The organism is Phycicoccus sp. Root101 (assembly GCF_001426245.1).
Classification (GTDB): domain Bacteria; phylum Actinomycetota; class Actinomycetes; order Actinomycetales; family Dermatophilaceae; genus Pedococcus.
In genome coordinates this window covers 335,376-353,099 of record NZ_LMCM01000005.1, presented here as the reverse complement: position 1 = coordinate 353,099, position 17,724 = coordinate 335,376, and the positions used below count along the sequence as shown (strand labels likewise).

The window sequence follows — 17,724 nt, the reverse complement described above, 5'->3', positions numbered from 1 at the left end:
CACCTGTCTGTCGTCCGGGCTCGCGCCGGTCAGCGGCGGCGGAAGGTGAGCAGGATGAACGTGTAGTCGAGGCCGACGCGGTCCCAGTGCACCGGGCGCTCCTCGTGCGACAGGGCGTCCGACGTCGACAGGTCGCCGACGAGCTCGAGGCCGACCTGGTCGGCCGCGGCGACCAGCTCACGGATGTCCTCCGGCGAGAAGATCTTCACCTCGCTGCCGTAGGCGATCCGCCCCGTGGTGTCCGGCGGCTCCTGGTCGTAGTCGGTGGAGACGCAGAGGACCCCGCCCGGGCGCAGCACCCGGGCGCTCTCGCGCAGGAACCCCTCGAGCGGGACCCCGTGCTCGATGACCGACATGCAGGTGATGGCGTCGAGCGAGCCGTCACCCAGGCCGGTCGCGGTCACGTCACCGTGCCGGAAGACCACGCCGTCGCGCCGGACCTCGTCGCCGAACTCGAGGTTGATGCCGATGAGCGACCCCTCGGCGGACCCCAGGCCGTAGAGCCGTAGCCACGGCAGGACGGGCGAGTAGCGCGCGCTCCCGGCATCCATGACGCGGGCCGTGCGGCTGCCGTCATCAGCCAGTGACAGCACGGCACCGACGGCGCCGAGCCCATCCCAGTTCTTCGGCTGGTCGCGGTGCAGCGGCAGGCGCAGGCGGCGCCCCTCGGCCACCGCGCGCTCCCAGTCCGCCCGGGTGCGCAGGACGGCCGTGGGGGCGACCGAGGTGGGGACGGGCCGGTTCGCGGCATACCCGCGGCGTGCCTCGGCCCGGCGCTGGAGGGCGACCCGCCCCCAGAGCACGCGCTCCGCGCCGCGCTTGGCGACGGCGAGCAACGGTCCCCCGGGCGGAGCGGCAACCTGTCCCGGGCTCGCCTCGTCTGGAGTCGTCATTGCGGCAATCTATCCTCCGGTCGGACCGTCGACGGTGGCGTGGTCCGGCTCGCGCTCGTCGCGGGTGGTGATGAGGTGGTGGGAGCGGGCGTAGAGCCAACCACCCAGGGCGAACAGCACGTCGGCCATGACGGTGAGGAACCGCGACAGCACCACCACGGCCGTAGCGGCCGAGGTCGAGGTGATCGGCGCGAGCATCAGGACGAGCAGCCCTTCGCGCACGCCGACGCCTGCGGGCAGGACCACGCTGAACATCGCCAGCGAGGACGCGAGGGCGAAGCCCGAGATGGTCGCGAGCGCCAGCAGCGAGCCGTCGTACGTCACGCCCGTCGCCCGCGCCAGGACGAAGGCGTGCAGTCCCGAGCAGAGCCACGCAAGGATGAACAAGCCGCTCGAGACCAGGACCGCGCGACCCGAGAGCTCGTGTTCGAGGGGTTCGCGGCGCAGGACCCGCAGGACGGTCGCGATGAGCCAGTTGAGCAGGCGGGGCCACAGCACGAGGCTGAGCAGCGGCACCATGAGCAGGGCCACCCAGCCCGTGGTCGAGGCGTTGCCACCCGTGATGAGCAGCGGCACCGCGGGCATCCCGACGATGAGCCCGCAGATGGCAGCCAGCGCGACCGTGACGAAGGCGACGACCGCCGAGCGGCGGCGCGGGATGTGCAGCCTCACGCCCATCTCGGCCTGCACGACGATGCTCCAGACGGCGCCCGGCAGGTACTTGCCGAGCTGACCGACGAAGAACACGCCACCGGACGGGGCGACGTGCAGCTTCGTCCCGAGGTCGGCCAGCAGCACCCGCCAGCCCAGCATGGTCAGCACCGGTGGCAGGCAGACGAGGAACGCGGCCAGCGCGAAGGAGCCGGCGTCGATGTTGTCGATGTCCTCGGACACCTCGGCCCAGTTGCGCGCGACGGCGACACCGACCGCGACGAGGACGAGCAGGGCCAGCGCGATGCGCAGCCCGGTGAAGACCTTGGCGCGCGTCATCAGCGCCGCCGCAACGTCAGGCGCAGCAGCCCGTATGCCGTGTCGGTGCGCGTCGACGTGCCGGACGCCTCGCGCATCCGGCCGGTGATGTCGCCGTCGAGGTCACCGACGAGCACGAACCCGAGGTCGTGCGACCGCGCCAGCACGCCGCGCACGTCGGCCGGGCCGAGCGCGCCCTCCGCGCTGGACGGCCCGATGGGCAGCGTGACGCAGAGCAGGCCGCCGGACTTCAGCGCCCAGCTCGCCTGGCTCATCGCCTCGTCGATGTCGTCGGCGTCGCAGCCGCCGGGGTGCAGGCGCACGATGACGTCGAGCGAGGCGGTGTCGACGTCGAGCACCTCGACGCTCGACCGGTGGCCGGTGAGCTCGAGCTCGACGGGCGCGAACCCGATGGACCGGGCCCAGCGCGACAGCGGCGACCGGGTGCCCGACTCGTCGACGATCACCGCGCTGCGACGACCGTCGTCACGCACCCGCACGATCGCGGCGAGGGCGCCGAGCGCGGCCCAGGCGGCGATGGAGTCACCGCACCGCGGCAGGCCCAGCCGCTTGGCGAAGGCCTTGGCCTCGTCGGCGTCGTGGCCGTCGGCGAGGATGTCGGACGCCCGGATCCACTCCGGCAGGTCACCGCGGCCCAGCTCGACCTCGGGGCGGGAGGCCGCCACCAGGCCCCGGACCGCCGAGGTGACGCGGTGCCGTAGGTGGCCGACGACCGCAGCCGGGCCGCTGCCCGCCGGCGGGTTCGGGGCGGTGCCCACGTCGGGGACGACCTCGTCGGGTTCGTCGGGCAGCGTGGCCGGCTCGACGGCGGCGAGCGCCTCGAGCGTGCCGAGGTAGTTGGCCCACGGCCCGGAGAGGTCCGGCGGGCGGACCCGGGCGCGGAGCTCGTCGGCGTACCCGGGTTCGGACAGCCGCTCGAGGGCCTTGACGAGGGCGTCCTCGTCCCCGGGCGGCACGAGCAGCCCGTCGACGCCGTCGCGCACCTGCGACCCGAACGTCCCCACGTCGGAGGCGAGCACGGCGAGGCCGTGGTGGCGGCCGAGCAGGGCGTTCTGGGAGGCGGTGGCGCTGCGGTAGGTCAGCGCGAGGACGTCGTGGGACGCGAGCAGGGGGGCCAGCCGGTCGGCCGGCACGTAGCCGCCGTGGACCTCGACCCGGCCGCGCAGCCGCGGGTCGCGGGCGAGCTCCCTGACGCGTTCGCCGCTGCTGCCCCACATCTCACCGGCCACGGTGAGCGTCGGGCCGGGCACCTTGGCCAAGGCCTCCATGAGCAGGTCGACACCCTTGTAGTCGCGGACCATCCCCAGGGCCAGCAGGCGGGGCGCGCCCTCGTGGGCGGGCCGCTCGACCGGGGCGCCGCCCGGGAGGTGCGGGGGAAGGTCGGTCACCGAGACGCGGGGGGCGTGCAGCTCGTACGCGAGCCGGGCCTGCTCGTCGCTGTGCACGAGGACCGCGTCGACGCGCTCGAACAGCTGCTGCATGAGCTCGCGGTCGCCGAGGTGCGACTCGTGCGGCAGCACGTTGTGGGCGATGACCACGGTGCGCGGGCTTCCGGACCCCCGCCCGGCCGTCAGGGCGGCGCCGACGCCACGACGTCCGGCCCCTGCCGCACGCAGCAGGGCCAGGTGGGCGGGGACGACCGCGGGGATGACGTGCACCACGACGACCACGTCGAACCCGCGCAGCCGGCGGCCGGTCCGCACCCAGGTGTCCGGCCGGGCCCAGCTCAGGGCACGGACCGTCCGCGGGAACGGCTCGACGTCGGGCGCCCCACCCGGGACGGCCTGCTCACCGGGGTACAGCTTCGAGGGGTACAGGTGCGACCACGACACCAGCGTGACGTCGTGGCCGGCCTCGGCGAGCTCGTGCGCGAGGCTCGTCGTGTGGGCGGCGACGCCACCCTTGTAGGGGTGCGTGGGCCCGACGACGGCGACCTTGAGAGCGGCGATCGGCGTCACCGGAGCGGTCCCCCCGCGACGGTCGACCGGCTCACCCGAGCCGGCCACGCGGCATACCGCAGCGCGCTCACACGCCCGTGCGCGAGCGCACGACGAGGTCGGACAGCAGCGCCAGCGAACCGATCATGATCCCGCTGACGATGAGCAGCACCGTGCTGGCCGGGAAGTAGAACGGGTGGCGGACCATGTCGACCAGGGCCTTGACGACGCCGATGACGACCAGCCACAGGGCCGGGGGCATGAGCACCTTGAGCGGGTCGAAGTACATGACCATGCGCAGCACCTGGAGGATGTAGCGGTAGGCGTCGCGGACGAAGTGGAACTTGCTGACGCCGGCGCGCTTGGCGTAGCTCGTCGGGACGTACTTGATGTCGTGCTGGTTGGACAGGAACGCCAGCGTGATCGTCGTGACGCAGCTGAAGCCGGGCGGCAGCAGGCGCAGGTACGGCAGGGAGACCTCGCGGCGGAAGGCCCGCAGACCCGAGTTGAGGTCGGGGATGGTCTGGTTGGAGAGCTTCTCGGCGATCTTGCGGATCAGCCACTTCGCCGGGACGCGCGCCCACTTGTGGGTGCCCTCCTCGGTGGTGCGGGCGCCGACGACCTGGTCGTAGGACGGGTCGTCGCGCAGGATCCGGACCAGCTCGGGGATGCGCTCGTTCTCGTAGGTCATGTCGGCATCGGTCCACACGACGATCTCGCCGTGGGCCTGCTGCGTGCCGATCCGGCGGGCCGTGCCGCTGCCACCGTTGCGGCGGAACGGCATGACCCGGATGTTGGCGTAGTCGCGCGCCGCCTGGTGCAGCACCTCGAGGGTGTCGTCGGTGGAGGCGTCGTCGATGCAGAGCAGCTCGTAGGTGAACTCGCTGGAGTTCATCGCCACCGTGATCCGGTCGATCTCCTGCAGCACGTGCGCGGCCTCGTTGAAGCACGGCAGCACGATCGTGACGTACGGCTTGTCCGCGTCGCGGGCGCTCTGCGGCGTGCCAGCCGTGCTCGGCAGGTAGGCCGCGTCGGCCGGGTGCACCGACAGCTGCCCGTCCGTCGTGGTCACGGGTCCCGCCACGTGGGGCGCCGGCTGGGCCGGGACCGCGGCCGGCTGGGCCGGTGCCTGCGCGGCCGGCGTCGCGGCCGGCTGGGAGGTCGGGATCATCTCGGTCTCGGGGGCTGCGACGGGGACTGCTGGACCGGTGCTGGTGTGCTCGCTCATCTCGGCGCCGAGCCTACCCGCCGGTCGCCGCCCGCACGCCCAGGTGCGCCGCGACGCCACCTCGCGCCGCGCCATACCCCTCGCCCGGCTCCGTCCCGCTCCGTCCCACTCCCCTGCGCGAGTTTGAAGCGTCACCGCCGTCATGGCGGGGCCGCCGCTTCAAACTCGGCCGTGTCCGAGCCCGCACCCGGGGCGGCGGCATGGCCGGACCCGACCCGCCCACCCTCGTGCGGTGAGGATCGCCGCGATGTCGTGCGCGGTCCGGCACGGTGTCACGGCCACGTCCGCCCAGAACACCCGCGTGGTGGCCCGGTCCGACCCGAGTAGGAGCCGGTCGCGCCTCCCGTCCCGCACCCGGTCGGCCCACTGCTCGTGCCCGAGGCGGCCGTCCACCTCGACGATGAGCCGGTATGCCGTGTACTCGTGGTCGTGCCACCGTCGCCGCCCAGCGTCCGACGGTGACTGCGACACCGACCGAGGCAGTCCGTGGGCCCGCTCGACATCCCGCAGGTAGAGCACCTCGGCCCCGCTCTGCGCGCCGTCCGCGACATCCGCCAGGGCGGGCCTCAGAACGGCACCGTGCCTGTGCCCGGGTCGTCGAGCCAGCTCCTGGCGGAGCTCGGCGACAGAGACTCGCTGCTGCTGGACGGCGCGTGCCACGGTCGCCAGGCAGTCGGTCGGCGAACCGTCGGCAGCGACGTCGAGAACGGTCGCCGGGAGGGTCGTCCGCCACGGCCAGGCCCGGTCGTCGATGAGGTCAGCCCATCTCATCGACCGGCGCACGGCCACGTCTGCGATCGGTCGGGGACATCGGGTGTACGGCACCACGAGGTCGAGTCGCGGTGGCGGCTGGGGTCGCACGCCCCAGAGGTGGGCCGCCGATCGACCGCAGAAGGCGACGTCACCGACGACCGGGTCCCGCTGCAGGGACAGCAGGCGGGCCGAAGCGGTCACGATCCACTCCGAACGGCCCGGCCTGGTGAGGTAGACGCGGGGGTGCAGGCGCACCCAGCGTCCCGAGCGCACCCGCCACTGCACCGCGCGGTCACCGAGCCCGGCGGCCCGGCACTGGGCGAGGGTGAGGAGGTCGTGCTGGCGGTTCGCGCACCGCCGCAGCCCTGCCCAGTCGACCGCCACCGGCCCATGATGCGCGGGCTCGTCCCCGGCTCCGGAGGTTTGTCCACAGGCCCGGTTCAGTGGCGGCGTGATCGCCCCCCTCCCGGCGAGTTTGAAGCGCGGGTGACGCCAGGGCGTCGGTGACGCTTCAAACTCGCGGATGGGGGGCGGGGCTGGTGGGGGCGGGGCTGGTGGGGGCGGGGCTGGTGGGGGCGGGACAGGTAGGCGGGCGGGGGCGGGGCTGGACCGGGTGCACCGCTGGGGGCTGACGTGTGGAACGGTGGGGTCGTGGACACAGGACAGGTGCTGGACCTCATGAAGTCCGTCGCGGCGGAGGTCATCACGCCGCGGTTCAGGTCGCTCGCCGAGGGCGAGGTCATGGAGAAGAACCCCGGCGACCTCGTCACGATCGCCGACCAGGAGTCCGAGGCGATCCTCACGCGCGAGCTCGAGGCGGCCTTCCCGGGGGCGTTCATCCTCGGCGAGGAACGCACCTCGACCGACCCGAGCACCCTCGACCGCTACGTGCAGGCCGAGCACGCCTTCACGGTGGACCCGGTCGACGGCACCAAGAACTTCGTCCACGGCTCCCCCGACCACGCCGTCATGGTGAGCGAGGTCCGGCACGGCGAGACCGTCCGTGCCTGGATCTGGCAGCCCGAGCACGAGGTCGCCTGGGTCGCCGAGAAGGGTGCCGGCGTCTTCCGCAACGGCGAGCGCGTCACCCGCGAACCCGTCGCCGACGGCGTGCCCCCGCGCGGCGTCACCTCGATCTGGCCGCTGCGCGGGCACTCGCTCGGCGCCCTGCCCGCGCTGGTCGGTTCGTGGGTCTGCTGCGGGGTCGACTACCCGCGCCTCATGGAAGGTGCCGCCGACTACATCCTGTACGCCCGCAACAGCCCCTGGGACCACGCCCCCGGCGGGCTGATGGTCACCGAGGCCGGCGGCTACGTCGGGCACGCCGACGGGACGCCATACGCACCGACGGTGCTCACGCCAGGGATCATCGTGGCCGCCGACAGGGGCACGTATGCCGCGGTGCGGCGCCACGCGAGCGACGCCTTCGCGAAGCGCTAGGTCGAGACCGTGGTCGGCTTCGCGCACGAGCAGGTATGGCGCGTGCGCGACCTCACGGGGGACCCCGCCGCCCTCGGTGGCGCCGTGACCGTCGCGCTCTGCGGCCACTGGGAGCACGACGGCGACTGCCGCTGGCCGCACCACTCCTCGGTCGAGCCCGACGGGGACGAGCACGTCGTCACGGTGGCGTTCGACGCCTCGCCCGCCGAGGTCCCGCTCGTGCGACGACGGATCCGCGAGGGCCTCTCTACCGGTCGCCTGACCGGGCCGGACGGCGTCGGGTCGACCTGGCAGCTCCTCGACTGAGCCGGCGCCGCGACGGGCGTCCCGCACCCGGTCACCTCAGCCGTTCGGGCACGTCTGCGCGAACGGCCCTGCGTGTTCGCGCAACGGGCCGAAATGTCGTAATTCCGCGAGTTACCCTCGCTCCGGTCGATCGGCCACTTCGCTCCCAGGGGAAAAGATCCAGCGCATGAAGACACCCACCTCCTCGCCCGCCTCCGCCCGCCGCACGGTGGCCTTCGGCGTCGGCACCGCCCTGCTCGCCACCGCCGCCGCCCTGGGTGCCGCGGCGCCGGCCTCGGCAGCACCCGGCCAGGGCTGGGACCCGTCCCTCTACAACGTGGAGTGGATCCCGACGACCGACGCCGACGGCGAGATCACCGTCGCGCGGATCAACAACGACGACCCGTCCTCGACGCAGGCGATGAGCTTCAAGCGCGACGGGAGCCCGGTGCAGTACTCCACGATGTACGCAGCCAAGGACCTGGCCTGGGCGCCCGGTGGCGACCTGCTCGCCCGCGTGCCGTCCGGTGGGTTCGACATCAGCAACCTGTCCGACCCCACCCTCGAGAACGTGCGGGCGGTCAGCCGCCCCACGTCCGGGCAGTGGTCGCCGTTCGGTGACTCGCTGACCAGCACGACCCAGAACGGCAGCACGTTCACCAACCGCGCGGCCTGGCTGGTCAGCACCCGCACCGAGGCCCTCACCAAGTCGCTCACCGAGGACCCCGGCGTGAGCGCGCCCACCCCGGACGGCCTGTCCCTCGTCGTCACGGTGCGGGACGCCGGCACGGGCAAGCGCGACCTCGCCACCGTCGACGCCGACTTCCCGCGCAGCGGCAACGCGATGTGGAACTCCCCGCTGAACGACCCGGCCCCGCTCGGCTTCAGCGACCTCGACGCCCACGACCCGGTCGTCAGCAACGACGGCACCCTGGCCTTCATCGGCACCGGTGCCGACGGCGACGCCCTGTACGTCGTCGAGGGCGCTGCCGGCCCGGTGCAGGTGGCCTCGCTCGGCGCGACCTGCGCCGGACACCGTCCGTCCTTCTCCCCCAGCGGCCGCTCGCTCGCCTTCGTCGCCTCCTCCACGGACTGCGCCTCGAGCACCCTGAAGATCGTCGACAAGACCGGCAACACGTTCGCCGGTGGCGCCGAGTCGGTCGTGGTCGACAGCGCGAACCTGCCCGGGACCGCGGTCGCCGCGCACTTCGAGAGCCCCTCGTGGCGCCCCCTGACCGTCCCGGCCAGCACCACCCGCCTCGGCGGCGCCGACCGCGTCGCCACCGGCATCGCCGTGAGCAAGGACGGCTGGCCCGAGGGGTCGAGCGGCGCCATCATCGCCAGCTCGGAGTCGTTCCCCGACGCGCTCGTCGCGGGCCCCCTCGCGGGCGCCTCGGACTCGCCGCTGCTGATCAACCCCGCGGCCAAGCTCGACCCGCGCGTCCTCGCGGAGCTCAAGCGCCTGATGCCGGCCAAGGCCGACCGGTTCGTCTACATCGTCGGTGGCACCGGGGTGATCTCGAAGGCCGTGCAGACGACCCTGGCGTCCAACGGGTTCACCGTCTCCCGGCTCTCCGGCACCGACCGGTTCACCACGAGCGTGCGGGTGGCCAAGGAGCTCGACCTCGGCTTCGCCGGGTCGGAGGGCTTCCTCACCCGCGACGCGGTCTTCCTCGCCGACGGCATGAACTTCCCCGACGCGCTGTCCGCGGGTCCGGCGGCCTCCCTGTTCTTCGCCCCGGTCCTGCTCACCAACGGCGGCACCACCCCCGCGTCCGTCAAGACCTACGTCAACGGCCGCGCGGCGATCAAGAAGGCCCACGCCATCGGCGGCGCTGCCGCCAAGGCCGTCGGCACCTTCGGTTCGCGGGCCGGCGAGAAGATCAGCGGCACGGACCGGTTCGCCACGAGCGCCCTCGTCGCCCAGCGGTGGTTCCCCGCCGCGACGCGTGTCGGCTACGCCAACGGGATGTCGTTCCCCGACGCCGTCACCGGCGGCGCCTCGATGAGCGCCTACCACCAGCCCCTGCTGCTGGTGAGCCCGAAGGCCGTCCCGGCGACGGTCAACACGGTCAGCCTGGCCCTGCGCCCGGCCACCGACGACGTCGCGGTCTTCGGCGGCGCCGGTGTGGTCAGCGACGCCGTCCGGACGCAGGTCGGCGCCAACGCGGGCGCGCAGACCGTCCTGTGGGGCCTGGACGTGCCGTCCGTCGACAACCCGCTCGCCGCCGTCCCGGCCGCCGTCGCCGGCGCGAAGGCCGCCAGCCGCGCCGACCAGGTCGCCCGGGCCACCGAGGCCCGTCCGGGCCACACCGCGCCCACCTTCCGGAGCGCCGACCAGCGCTGACGACCGTGCACCACGAAGGGGCCCGGTGGCATCGACCACCGGGCCCCTTCGTATGTCGTGAGCGCGGCCCCCGTTGCGAGAGCTACGGTTTCGGCGTGCCGAGCCAGACCTGGACCGGCAGGGGGACGAGCCCGTCGGGTCGTCGTTCGAGCAGGCGCGCGTCCTCCTGCACCGTCGTGTCCGCCCCCACCACGGCCGTGTCCAGCCCGAGGTCGGTCAGGGCCTTGGTCGAGTCGGCGGCGAGCAGCACGAGCCTGCCGCCTCGGGCGTCCACCGCCTTGGTGATCTGCGTGACCGCCCGTGCCATGCGCGCCGGGTCCTGGCGCAGGGCCGTCGTGGTCGACAGCGCGGCGACCCCGCAGTAGCCGCGCACCACCTGCGGCCACTCGTTCGCCGCCCGCGCATCGGCCATGAGCACCACGTCGCCGGCACGCAGCTGTCCGCAGACCGAGTCGACGGCAGCGAGCTCGCCGCGCTCGACGCGCTCGTCGAGGTGCGGCCTGGTCGCCAGGGCCGTGGGGACGAGGAGCGCTGCGGCGGCCGCGATGCTCACGGCGACGTTCACGGCATACGGCAGGCGCCTCGTCGACCACCGGGAGGCCACGGCCGCACAGGCGGCGACGAGGATCACGACGGTGGGCAGCGCGATGACGAGGCGGCGGTCGGCCCACGGGTGGTCAGGCGTGATGCCCGGCCGGTAGAGGGTGAGGAGGGTCGAGCCGACCGCGACGACGCCCGGCCCCACCCACGCCGGGAGGTCACGGCCGTCGACCCACGCCGACGCCGCGCGGTGGGCGAGCACCGCGACCGCGACCAGGGCCAGGACGAGGGCCACGGGCCCGACCCACCAGGCCATCCACACGAGGGACTGCTCGTCGTACGTGCGGCCGCCGTCGACAGGTAGGCCCTGGCGGGACTGCAGCCCGGCGACGACGCGGGCGCCGGAGTCCGCCGCGGACTGCCGCACGACCTGCCAGAGCGGCCGGGAGGCGAGGAACACCCCGAGGAGGACGAAGCCGCTGGCCAGCAGTCGGGGCAGCCACGCCCGGACCAGCGTCCCGAGCGACCAGCCCCGGCGGGCACCGGCGACGACGACCGCGGAGGCGACGAGGACCACGACCCCGAGGGCCGCGAGCGGAAGGAGCGAGCCGGCGATGCTGCCGAGGTACTCGCTCGACGTGAGCCAGGTCAGGCCGAGCGCCACGGCCGCCGAGACACCGGTGGTGACACCGAGGATCTTGGCGTGGGCCCGCCGTTGCACGAGGGCCAGCGCCACCACCGGGACGACGAGGATCACCTCACGCAGCGCGTCGACCCGGATGACGATGGCACCACCGAGCAGGATGCCGGCCGCGAGCGCTCCGGCCCTGGCTCCGACCTCCTGGGCCACGGTCGCGTGGCGGGCGGCCATGACGAGGGCGACCAGCCCGGCGGCGAGGACCGGCAGCGCGACGGGTTCGGAGTAGGTCGAGCGGGCGACGTGGACGAGCGGGAAGACCAGGGCGGTGCCGAGCGCGGCGAGCGGACCCCACCGGGGCCCGGTGAGCAGCGACCCGAGCAGGCCGATCGACAGGACCGCCAGGCCCCACAGGACGGCAGGGGCCCAGAACGTCGCCGCGGCTCCCCCGACCCACCAGGCCACCGAGTACCAGGCCGCGGTGCCGGGCGGGAACTGCGGCTGGATCGTGGGGTCCTGGGGCGTCCCGGTGGCGAAGAAGGCCGGGCTGGCGAGGGTGACCCCGTCGATGGCCAGCACGTCCGGACCACCCACGGAGTCGGCCGAGATGCTGATCGGCCGGGTGTGGCCGCTCGCGAGCTCGATGGCCGACTGCAGGTAGGAGCCGGAGTCCCGGCGGGGCAGGACCTGTTCGGAGTGCGTGGTGCCCGCCCACACGGTCGACCCGACCGCGAGCAGGACCAGGGCGATCGCCGACCACACGGGGAGCGGGCGGACCGGCACCCGACCGGCGAGCCGGGAGGCCACTGCGCCCAGGACGGCCAGGACCGGCAGGGCGACCCACGGCTGCCACAGGCCGACGAGGGCCAGGACCGCCGACGCGAGGGCGCCGAGGACGAGCCACAGCGCGGCCCCCACGACGGTCCGGGTGACGACCCAGCCGCTCCACGCCTCACCGCGCAGCAGCGGGAGGTCGCCGACATCAGGGGTGTACGGGTAGCTGCGGGGCGCGCGGCTGCTCACACCGCACCACGCTAGTGCCCACGGGGCCCGTCCCGCCGACGCCCCACCCCACGGTCTCGGAACGGCCGTCAGACGACGCGGCGCAGCCCGGGGAGCCGGGCGAGGACCGCGGTCACCGCGAACGCCAGGACGACGACCACGCCGACCAGCGCCACGACACCCGGCACCGACTCGGCGCCGTCGACGAGGTCGACGCCCGGCAGCCGGACCACGGCGGCGAGGACGAGCAGGTGGCACGCGAACACCCCGAACGTGAGGTCGCCCAGCCGCCGCATCCGCCGCGCGAGCGCGGGGGCAGCGAGGGCCGACGACGGGTGGGCCACGCTGCGGACGACGACGAACACCCCGACGGCAGCGAGGGCCAGGACGGCGCCCTGGTAGGTGAGCGGTGAGACGGCGGCGAGGACCGCCCCGGCACCGGTCGGCGTCCCCACGTCGGACCCCGGGTCACCGACCACGGCAGCCTGCAGGACCAGCTCTGCGCAGAGGGCGGCCGTCCCGAGCGCGGTGAGGACGAGGGCCCGACCGCGCAGCACCACCGGCCCGAGGGCGTGGCCGAGGAGCAGGAACCCGACGTAGGGCACGAACTGGGTCACCAGCGTGGGTGATGCGTCGTCGACGGGTCGGTCCTCGAGGAGGGCGATGACTCCGCGCAGCGCTGCGTCGAGCGCCGGGACGGCGACCAGGCCGGCACCGGCGACCGTGAGCTGTCGGGGGCTCCAGGCCCGGACGACCGGCCAGAGGAGGGGGACGACGGCATACAGGCCGAGGATGAGCCAGAAGAAGTAGAGGGCCGTGTAGGCCTCTCCTGCAAGGACGTTCGCGACGACCGCCGGGGCCTCGACCTCCGGGTCGACCACCGTCACGACGAGGACGACGTAGACCACGTGCCAGAAGACGAGCGGGATGCCGAGGCGCCCCAGGCGGCGGCGGTAGAACCGTCGGGCCGACGGGTCCGCCGGCGGTCGCAGGATGACGGCACCGCTGACCATGACGAAGACCGGGACCGCCCACTTGGCGCCGAAGTCGAGGGCGGCCGCCAGCCACCAGGCTGCCGAACCCTCGAGGTCGGGGTTGACGTACGTGAGTCCGGCGACGTGGATGCAGACCACCCCGACGATCGCGATGACGCGCAGCCAGCTCGTGTAGGCGAGCAGCGAGAGGCCGTCGACGGGCGTGCCGGCAGGGCTGGGCGTCGGGGGCGCGTCCATGGGACCAGCATGTCGCAGCGGGCGCCCCGGCCCCTAGGTTGGGGGCATGCCCACCCCCTCGAGCGTCCTGGCCTCCGTGCTGCGCAGCGACCCCGCCAGACCGCGCATCACCTTCTACGAGGACACCCCGGGCCCCACCCGCGGCGAACGCATCGAGCTCAGCGGCAAGGTGCTGGCCAACTGGGTCAACAAGGCGGCGAACGCCTTGCAGGACGAGTTCGACCTCGGCCCCGGGGCGACCGTGCGCCTGGACCTGCCACCGCACTGGCGGTCCATCTACTGGGCGATGGCGGCGTGGTCGGTCGGCGCCACCGTGGTCGTGGGCGGGGACGACGGCGACGACGCGGACCTCCTGGTCACCGACGACCCCGCGGCTGCCGAGGATGCACCGGGTGCAGCGGTGCTCGTGACCCTGGCCGCCCTCGCGCGCCGGTCGCCGGACGCCTCCCCCGACGCGACCGCGATGGACGAGGCACGCGAGCTGTCCACGTACGGCGACCAGTTCACCGCGTGGGACGAGCCCGATGAGGACGCCCCCGCGCTGCGCTCGGCAGGTGCCGAGGCGGCATACGGCGCGGTCGTGGAGGACCGCGGCTGGGAGCGGGGTGTGCGCGTCCACCTCTCGGGGGGTGACCTCGGCCGCGTCCTCACGGCCGCGCTGTCCGCGTGGGCCGCGGACGGCTCGGTGGTCCTGACCCGCGGCGAGCTCGACGACGAGGCACGCTCCCATCGGGTCGCCACAGAGGGAATCACGCTGCAGGAGTAGGGAGCTCGCACCCCGAGCCCGGAGGTGTCCGGCTCAGCGCTTGCGGAGCTCCGCCTCGACCGCCTTCCACGTCACCGTCGCGACCACGCCGGTGCGCGCGAGCTTGGCGCGCCCCTGCAGGGCCTTGACCGCGGCCTCGGTCTGCGGACCGAAGTCGCCGTCGGCGCCGACGTGCAGCGCCTTCTGCAGCGCGACGACGGCCGCACCCTTCGAGCCCTTCTTCACGACGGTCGAGTAGTAGCCGCGCAACGGGTAGTCGCGCGCCTCCAGCGCCTTCCAGACCTTCGAGTCCGTGACACCGGTGTCACCGAGGTGGTGGGACCTCTGGAACGCCGACACCGCGGAGGCCGTCCGTGCACCGTATGCTCCGTCCACGGCGAGGCCGCCGAGCGCGCGCTGGAGGACCTTGACGGCGTCCCCGCGCGAGCCGGTGCGCAGCACCGTCGACATCAGGGCCGTGTATGGCGTGGCGGTGCGCGCCGGTGCCGAGCGCGACGGCGTCGACGTGGTCGCGGTCCCGCCCATGAGCGCCTTCCAGGTGGGCGGTCCGACGACGCCGTTGGCCGTGAGGTTGCGGCGGGTCTGGAACGCCTTGACCGCCGCCTCGGTCTTCGGGCCGAACTGGCCGTCCGCGGTGACGTGGAGGGCCTTCTGGAGCGCCACGACGGCCGGTCCGGTGGCGCCCTTGCTGATCGTCGTGGCGGCGTACTGCGCCAGCGGGTCGGCCGGGGCTGGCTTCGCGGGGGTCGGCGTCGGCGTCGGCGTGCTCGGTGCCGCGCCCCGGGCGGGGACCAGCTTGAGGGCCACCATCTTCGCCCAGGTGGGCGCGTCCATCACCCCGGTGACGGCGACGCCGTGGCTGCCCTGCCAGCTCCGCACCGCCGCCTCGGTCTTCGGGCCGAACTGACCGTCGGGCGTCGCGCCGACGACCTTCTGCGCGAGGGCGACGTCGGGTCCGGTCGACCCCTTGGCCAGCACGGGGTACGACGTCGGCGCCGGAGCAGGAGCAGGCGCAGGCGCCGACCCCGGACCGGGGTCGATCGTGGTGATGGCCTTGCCGGTCCACCAGGACGTGTGGCCGTACGCGCCGTCCCACGAGAACGAGAAATGGATGTGGTCGGTGTGCGGGACGGGCCCGGTGTAGGTCGCCCAGCCGCGGCCGGGGTCGTAGGCGCGCCACATCTTGTGGTTCCAGATGATGTACATGATCCCGAACCGCCGGGCCATGGCACCCGGTCGCCCCTGGGCGTCCGGCGCCGACAGCCACGCGGTCACCGAGTCGGCCACGGCCTTCTCGTTGGGCTTGTTGACGCTGAGCATCCAGTCCCACGCACGTCCCTCGGAGTGCTCCGTCAGGCCGCTGTTGCAGTTGCGGATGATCCCGTACGACGCGCTGCCGAGCCCGTAGTGGCTCGAGAACAGCGTCGCGAACGCCACGACCCCGGGCTTGGCCACCGGGTCGCACAGTCGCTGCGCCTGGTAGGGCGAGGCCAGGTCGAGCGCCGACGGCAACGCCTTGCTCGGCGGCTTGGGCACGCTCGCCGCCTGCGCGTCCGCCATGGCGAGGGGGACGGTGAGGACGGGGATGCTCAGCACACCGAGGGCACGGACAGCACGCGACACGGGACGCTCCAGGGGGGATGGCACCCCGGGTCACGGGGCGCGGACGAGTCGACGGTGCCGGTCCCGGGTCATCACGCCCGGGGCAGGCGAGACATTTGTCCCACCAGTTCACACGCGTCACAACCGCTTCCCCCGAACTACAACCGTGGAGTTCTCGATCCCCTCCCCCGTCCAGCCGATGGCGCCAGGTCCGACATGGCCCGCACGACGTGGCCCGCTCGGCGCGGCCCGGTCGGCGCTCGGCTGATCGGTCGCGGCACACGGGGGTGGTCCTCGGGCCCACCATCCGCACCTCCGCTTCGCTCCGGTGCGCCCACGCGGCCGTGGGACCCGCAGCCATACCCGCCACGGCCCTACGGACCACCCCCGTGCCCCGCTCCCTCGTCGGGTCCCCAGCGACCCGCTGCCCCGCCCCACACCCCGGGCATGTGCGCGGCATACGCAGGGTGGGCGGAACGGTGGGTAGGGACCACGCACGGGCGGCGGGAGCCGCCGACTAGAGTCGCCGCCATGGACAAAGTCGTCTCCTCCGCAGCCGAGGCCATCGACGGAATCGTCGACGGCTCCTCCCTGTCGGTGGGTGGTTTCGGGCTCTGCGGGGTCCCGAGCGTGCTCATCGACGCGATCCACCACACGGGGGTGAGCGACCTCGAGGCCATCTCCAACAACTGTGGCGTGGACGAGTGGGGACTCGGGATCCTGCTCAAGGACAAGCGGATCCGCCGCATGGTCTCCTCGTACGTCGGGGAGAACAAGGAGTTCGCCCGCCAGTACCTGAGCGGCGAGCTCGAGGTCGAGCTGACGCCGCAGGGCACGCTCGCCGAGCGGCTGCGCGCCGGCGGCTCCGGCATCCCGGCGTTCTACACCGTGACCGGTGCCGGCACCCAGGTCGCCGAGGGTGGCCTCCCCTGGCTGTATGCCGCGGACGGCACCGTCGCCAAGGCCTCACCTCCCAAGGAGAGCAAGGTCTTCGAGGTCGACGGTGAGGACAAGGAGTTCATCCTCGAGCGGGCGATCGTGGCCGACTTCGGCCTGGTCCGGGCGTGGAAGGGCGACCGCCACGGCAACCTCGTGTTCCGCAAGAGCTCGCGCAACTTCAACCCGCTGGCCGCCATGGCCGGGCGCGTCACCGTCGCCGAGGTCGAGGAGCTGGTCGAGCCCGGCGAGCTCGACCCCGACCAGGTCCACCTGCCCGGCATCTACGTCCACCGCGTGCTGCCGCTGACCGCGGAGCAGGCCGCCGAGAAGAGGATCGAGCGCCGGACGACCCGGCCCCGCACCGAGGGCCCGACCGACGGCCACACCGAGAGCCAGGAGGCCTGAGATGGCACTGACCCGTGAGCAGATGGCGGCCCGCGCCGCCCAGGAGCTGTCCGACGGCTCGTACGTCAACCTCGGCATCGGGCTGCCGACGCTGGTCCCCAACTACGTGCCCGACGACGTCGAGATCGTGCTGCAGTCCGAGAACGGCATCCTGGGCGTCGGCGCGTACCCGTTCGAGGGTGAGGAGGACGCCGACCTCATCAACGCCGGCAAGGAGACCGTCACGCTGCGGCGCGGCGCCTCGTTCTTCGACTCGGCGACGAGCTTCGGCATGATCCGTGGTGGCAAGGTCGACGCGGCGATCCTCGGCGCGATGCAGGTCTCGGCCAAGGGAGACATCGCCAACTGGATGATCCCCGGCAAGATGGTCAAGGGCATGGGTGGCGCGATGGACCTGGTCCACGGGGCCAAGAAGGTCATCGTCCTGATGGAGCACAACGCCAAGGACGGCTCCTACAAGATCGTCGAGGAGTGCTCCCTGCCCTACACCGGTCGCGGTGTCGTCCAGCGGATCATCACCGACCTGTGCGTCTTCGACGTCACCGCCGACGGCCTGGTCCTGCGCGAGCTCGCCGAGGGCGTGACCGAGGACGAGGTCCGCGAGAAGACCGAGCCGAAGTTCACCACCGACCTCACCTGAGGCCGGAACCGGGCGACCGCGACCTCCCGCGCGCCGAGTTTGAAGCGGCACCGACGTCAGGACGTCGGTGCCGCTTCAAACTCGCGGG

At 73.4% G+C, this 17,724-nt stretch carries 14 protein-coding genes; 6 read left to right on the top strand and 8 right to left on the bottom strand.

Annotated features, from left to right (window positions below; genetic code table 11):
- Positions 1 to 29 precede the first annotated feature (29 nt).
- The 5 genes from ASC58_RS06390 to ASC58_RS20910 all read right to left on the bottom strand — a co-directional run bounded on the left by ASC58_RS06390 (position 30) and on the right by ASC58_RS20910 (position 6,185).
- Positions 30 to 893, bottom strand: a complete 864-nt coding sequence (locus ASC58_RS06390; protein WP_082553016.1) for a class I SAM-dependent methyltransferase — start codon at positions 891 to 893, stop codon at positions 30 to 32.
- 9 nt (positions 894 to 902) lie between these two features.
- Positions 903 to 1,883: a lysylphosphatidylglycerol synthase transmembrane domain-containing protein gene (locus ASC58_RS06385; protein WP_056916854.1), complete on the bottom strand. Its 981-nt coding sequence runs from the start codon at positions 1,881 to 1,883 to the stop codon at positions 903 to 905.
- A complete protein-coding gene (locus ASC58_RS06380) occupies positions 1,883 to 3,841 on the bottom strand; it encodes a glycosyltransferase family 4 protein (protein ID WP_056918866.1) in 1,959 nt (652 codons plus the stop codon). Before ASC58_RS06380 ends, ASC58_RS06385 begins: the two co-directional genes overlap by 1 nt.
- Before the next feature lie 67 nt (positions 3,842 to 3,908).
- A complete protein-coding gene (locus ASC58_RS06375) occupies positions 3,909 to 5,048 on the bottom strand; it encodes a glycosyltransferase family 2 protein (RefSeq protein WP_235529121.1) in 1,140 nt (379 codons plus the stop codon).
- Positions 5,049 to 5,207: 159 nt separating this feature from the next.
- A complete protein-coding gene (locus ASC58_RS20910) occupies positions 5,208 to 6,185 on the bottom strand; it encodes a type IV toxin-antitoxin system AbiEi family antitoxin domain-containing protein (protein WP_056918711.1) in 978 nt (325 codons plus the stop codon).
- Between the two features lie 267 nt (positions 6,186 to 6,452).
- Here ASC58_RS20910 and ASC58_RS06365 point away from each other — a divergent pair, with 267 nt between their 5' ends.
- The 3 genes from ASC58_RS06365 to ASC58_RS06355 all read left to right on the top strand — a co-directional run bounded on the left by ASC58_RS06365 (position 6,453) and on the right by ASC58_RS06355 (position 9,873).
- Entirely contained in the window at positions 6,453 to 7,241 is a 789-nt protein-coding gene (locus tag ASC58_RS06365) for an inositol monophosphatase (protein ID WP_056918865.1), read from the top strand.
- Between the two features lie 9 nt (positions 7,242 to 7,250).
- Positions 7,251 to 7,547: a hypothetical protein gene (locus ASC58_RS06360; protein ID WP_056918710.1), complete on the top strand. Its 297-nt coding sequence runs from the start codon at positions 7,251 to 7,253 to the stop codon at positions 7,545 to 7,547.
- A gap of 166 nt (positions 7,548 to 7,713) precedes the next feature.
- The gene (locus ASC58_RS06355) at positions 7,714 to 9,873 is read left to right on the top strand and encodes a cell wall-binding repeat-containing protein (RefSeq protein WP_056918709.1); all 2,160 of its coding nucleotides are present in this window, start codon (positions 7,714 to 7,716) and stop codon (positions 9,871 to 9,873) included.
- Between the two features lie 82 nt (positions 9,874 to 9,955).
- Here ASC58_RS06355 and ASC58_RS06350 read toward each other — a convergent pair whose 3' ends face one another.
- Both ASC58_RS06350 and ASC58_RS06345 read right to left on the bottom strand, forming a co-directional pair.
- Positions 9,956 to 12,073: a hypothetical protein gene (locus ASC58_RS06350; RefSeq protein ID WP_056918708.1), complete on the bottom strand. Its 2,118-nt coding sequence runs from the start codon at positions 12,071 to 12,073 to the stop codon at positions 9,956 to 9,958.
- Positions 12,074 to 12,141: 68 nt separating this feature from the next.
- Positions 12,142 to 13,284: an acyltransferase gene (locus tag ASC58_RS06345; RefSeq protein WP_056918707.1), complete on the bottom strand. Its 1,143-nt coding sequence runs from the start codon at positions 13,282 to 13,284 to the stop codon at positions 12,142 to 12,144.
- Between the two features lie 46 nt (positions 13,285 to 13,330).
- Here ASC58_RS06345 and ASC58_RS06340 point away from each other — a divergent pair, with 46 nt between their 5' ends.
- A complete protein-coding gene (locus ASC58_RS06340; protein WP_056918706.1) occupies positions 13,331 to 14,050 on the top strand; it encodes a TIGR03089 family protein in 720 nt (239 codons plus the stop codon).
- Positions 14,051 to 14,083: 33 nt separating this feature from the next.
- Here ASC58_RS06340 and ASC58_RS06335 read toward each other — a convergent pair whose 3' ends face one another.
- Entirely contained in the window at positions 14,084 to 15,673 is a 1,590-nt protein-coding gene (locus tag ASC58_RS06335; RefSeq protein ID WP_056916847.1) for a peptidoglycan-binding protein, read from the bottom strand.
- A 510-nt stretch (positions 15,674 to 16,183) separates the two neighbouring features.
- Between ASC58_RS06335 and ASC58_RS06330 the strand changes: the two genes are divergently transcribed.
- Together ASC58_RS06330 and ASC58_RS06325 are read left to right on the top strand one after the other, a co-directional pair.
- Entirely contained in the window at positions 16,184 to 16,996 is an 813-nt protein-coding gene (locus ASC58_RS06330; protein WP_056916846.1) for a CoA transferase subunit A, read from the top strand.
- A gap of 1 nt (position 16,997) precedes the next feature.
- Positions 16,998 to 17,636: a CoA transferase subunit B gene (locus tag ASC58_RS06325; protein WP_056918705.1), complete on the top strand. Its 639-nt coding sequence runs from the start codon at positions 16,998 to 17,000 to the stop codon at positions 17,634 to 17,636.
- Positions 17,637 to 17,724: the final 88 nt, after the last annotated feature.

What these genes read in the sequence shown, in the direction of transcription:
- ASC58_RS06355 (WP_056918709.1), top strand. Translation starts at nt 7,714, where the DNA reads ATGAAGACACCCACCTCCTCGCCCGCCTCCGCCCGCCGCACGGTGGCC.
- ASC58_RS06325 (WP_056918705.1), top strand. Translation starts at nt 16,998, where the DNA reads ATGGCACTGACCCGTGAGCAGATGGCGGCCCGCGCCGCCCAGGAGCTG.
- ASC58_RS06385 (WP_056916854.1), bottom strand. Translation starts at nt 1,883, where the DNA reads ATGACGCGCGCCAAGGTCTTCACCGGGCTGCGCATCGCGCTGGCCCTG.
- ASC58_RS06345 (WP_056918707.1), bottom strand. Translation starts at nt 13,284, where the DNA reads ATGGACGCGCCCCCGACGCCCAGCCCTGCCGGCACGCCCGTCGACGGC.
- ASC58_RS06390 (WP_082553016.1), bottom strand. Translation starts at nt 893, where the DNA reads ATGACGACTCCAGACGAGGCGAGCCCGGGACAGGTTGCCGCTCCGCCC.
- ASC58_RS06340 (WP_056918706.1), top strand. Translation starts at nt 13,331, where the DNA reads ATGCCCACCCCCTCGAGCGTCCTGGCCTCCGTGCTGCGCAGCGACCCC.
- ASC58_RS06330 (WP_056916846.1), top strand. Translation starts at nt 16,184, where the DNA reads ATGGACAAAGTCGTCTCCTCCGCAGCCGAGGCCATCGACGGAATCGTC.
- ASC58_RS06375 (WP_235529121.1), bottom strand. Translation starts at nt 5,048, where the DNA reads ATGAGCGAGCACACCAGCACCGGTCCAGCAGTCCCCGTCGCAGCCCCC.